Raw genomic sequence first — 3,113 nt, forward strand, 5'->3', positions numbered from 1 at the left:
GATCATAACCAGCATTCTCTGTCTGGGGTCGTTAATTTAATTATTGAAATCATAAAGATTTTATTGCTTATCGAGTTGTTGGGCGCACTCATTCTTACGTTCTACTTTACTCAATTTTATGAAACACTGTCAGAAGCTTTTCTCCATGGTTTGTTTGCCTCTGTTTCAGCAACAACGAATGGTGGCTTTGATATTACGGGCGAATCCATGATCCCGTATCATGATGATTATTTTGTGCAAATCATAAACATGATCTTAATCATTTTAGGAGCAATCGGTTTCCCTGTTTTAATCGAAATTAAAGCCTTTTTATCTAATAAAAACAAGAATTTCCGATTCTCGCTGTTTACGAAAATTACAACTGCTACATTTGGTTTATTGCTGGTCGTAGGAACTGTAGTCATTCTTGCATTGGAAATGTTCAAATCTTTTCGCGGTATGTCATGGCATGAAGCCTTATTTACTGCAATGTTTCACTCTGTGTCGTCACGCTCGGGGGGTCTTGTTACTGTTGATATCACAGAGTTTACACAAGGTACCGACATATTCTTGAGTGCATTGATGTTTATTGGAGCCTCGCCAAGTTCAGTAGGTGGAGGGATTCGCACTACGACGTTTGCAATAGCGGTCTTATTTTTGATTAACTATGCGCGTGGGAAAAATGAAATACAAATATTTAATCGTGAAATTCAATTAATCGACGTGTTACGTTCATATGCGGTAATCATTTTATCTATTTTCATTGTGTTACTTGCAACCATCGCCTTATCAATTTCAGAACCCACATTGTCAATGACGGCAATCATTTTTGAAATTACCTCAGCTTTTGGAACATGCGGGATGTCTTTAGGCATCACGGATAAATTATCGACTTTCGGTAAAATATTGATTATGCTTTTGATGTTCGTAGGGCGCATCGGATTAATCTCCTTCCTATATACTATAGGCGGTCGTACAACCAAAACCAAATTCCATTATCCAAAAGAACGTGTTATCATAGGCTAAAAAAAGAGCAGGTCCTGAAATAATCAGGATACCTGCTCTTTTGCTATAAACGAAAATTGTGGTGCTTGTCCCGATTTGAAGAAAGTTAGTAAATAGCCATCCTTCGATACGACTTGCTCTTGGTCAAGCAGTTGTAAATCAAGTGAGAAAGGAACAAGGAGCGTCTGTTTGTAAACTTCACGTTCATGAAGATTGAGTTCTGCAAAAGACTGACCGGCTAGACTTGGATTTTCAATGATTTTTCGATAAATTGCAGACTGAGATTCTTTTTTCATTTCTTTTTCCCACCATGGCTTGCGCGGTTGGAATTGATGATGTACCAAGTAATCAATCTTCATCAAACTTCTAACTACTGCCATGTCAGCACGACCGTCCTGAAGTAAAAATTCTTCTAGTCGTTTAAATAAGTCTTCAAGTTGGTGGCCAATTCGGGACCAACCTTTTTCTTCCCAATAGCTGCCAAAGTCCTGGAAGAAATCAAAAGGCGTTTCAAACGTTTCAGAAACTAAATAGCCAACTGTACGATCGAGTCTATGTGCATTCCAATATTTTTCAAGAACATCTTCAGCTTGTTTGATTCTGAGCATATCATCAAACGACAGGACATTATTGGCGAAGATCTCATATGGGGCTTGATCGACATATACGTAGCCATATTCTTCAGCTTGAACACGCAACCCTGTTCCACGTAACAGTTTTAAGAAGCCTAATTGCAATTCTTCAGGTCCCATTGCAAATACATCATTAAACGTTTGTTTGAATGAAGCATAATCTTCTTCAGGTAACCCGGCAATCAAGTCTAAATGCTGCGCAATTTTTCCGCCTTCTTTTACCATTGTCACAGTACGTGTTAATTTGGCAAAGTTTTGTTTTCTTTTTACGAGTTCATTCGTCAATTCATTCGTTGACTGAACGCCGATTTCAAAACGGAATAATCCAGCAGGTGCATTTTCATTTAAAAACTGAATGACTTCAGGTCGCATAATGTCAGCTGTAATTTCGAATTGAAAAACAACACCAGGGCGATGTTCGTCAATCAAAAATTGAAACATTTCCATTGCATAGCTGCGGCTAATATTAAATGTCCGGTCTACAAATTTAATGATTTTCGCATTATTATCCATCAAATAACGAATATCTTCTTTCACTTTTTCCCTATTGAAATAACGGACACCGACTTCGATGGAAGATAAGCAAAATTGGCATGAGAAGGGACAGCCACGGCTGGTTTCAATGTAAGTAATTCGTTTGGACAAGTGAGGAATATCTTCTTCAAAGCRAAACGGTGTTGGCATTTCACGTAAATCAATTTTAGGTCCTTGCGGGTGAATCATAAATTTTTCATCCTGCATATAACAAATACCAGGTACTTCTTTTAAAGGAAGAGTTCCTTCGACAAAATGAAGCAACTGTTTGAACGATACTTCGCCCTCACCCATGACAATAAAGTCGATTTCTTTCATGCGTCTCAACCAGTAGTTTGAGTCATAGGATACTTCTGGCCCTCCAAGTACAATAATAGTATCTGGGCTCACTCTTTTTAATAGACGAACAACTTTTAAAGTCTCCTCAATGTTCCAAATGTAACAGCTGAAACCGACAACTTTAGGTTTCTTTAAATATATATCAGAAACAATATTAAAAGCTGGATCCTTTATTGTATATTCAGCAATGGTTGGATTAAATTCAGGTTGTGCACTTGCTTTAAGACACCTTAGTGCCAAGTTGGTATGAATATATTTTGCATTTAGCGTTGCTAAGACGATGTTCATTAAGCATTCTCCTTCTTTACATCATTCTATTTTAACAAGGAAAGTTGATTCAAACAATATAAGTCAATATTAGCTAAATCTATATGAAATAATCTGAATTAATTTTAATCTTTGTTTTTTTAGCTATCCAGAATATAAAGGTATTTCACAGCATAATTTGTATAAAAAGAACGAGAAAGGTCCGGTGAATGACTTGTTTGGCGAAAAAATCACAGAGATGTTCGATTATTTATTTTGGAACGATAAAGAATCAGTCATTCTACTCGAGAATGGCAAGGGGATTAAGTTAAATAGAATGGCGAAGGAATTTTTCTCACACAACACAGTTGAAGAGGT

At 37.0% G+C, this 3,113-nt stretch carries 2 protein-coding genes; one reads left to right on the forward strand and one right to left on the reverse strand.

All coding sequences use genetic code 11. The annotated features are described in order from the left end of the window. Positions 1-1,005 (forward strand): TrkH family potassium uptake protein (locus tag AC1DSL_RS16640; RefSeq protein WP_477533054.1); only part of this gene is annotated, 1,005 nt, incomplete at its 5' end. A gap of 23 nt (positions 1,006-1,028) precedes the next feature. Here AC1DSL_RS16640 and AC1DSL_RS16645 read toward each other — a convergent pair. Beyond that, complete coding sequence (locus AC1DSL_RS16645) at positions 1,029-2,777, reverse strand: B12-binding domain-containing radical SAM protein (RefSeq protein WP_477533055.1); 1,749 nt, start codon at positions 2,775-2,777, stop codon at positions 1,029-1,031. Between the last annotated feature and the right edge of the window lie 336 nt (positions 2,778-3,113).

The sequence above is a fragment of the Paenisporosarcina sp. P4_D4 genome (genome assembly GCF_056401835.1).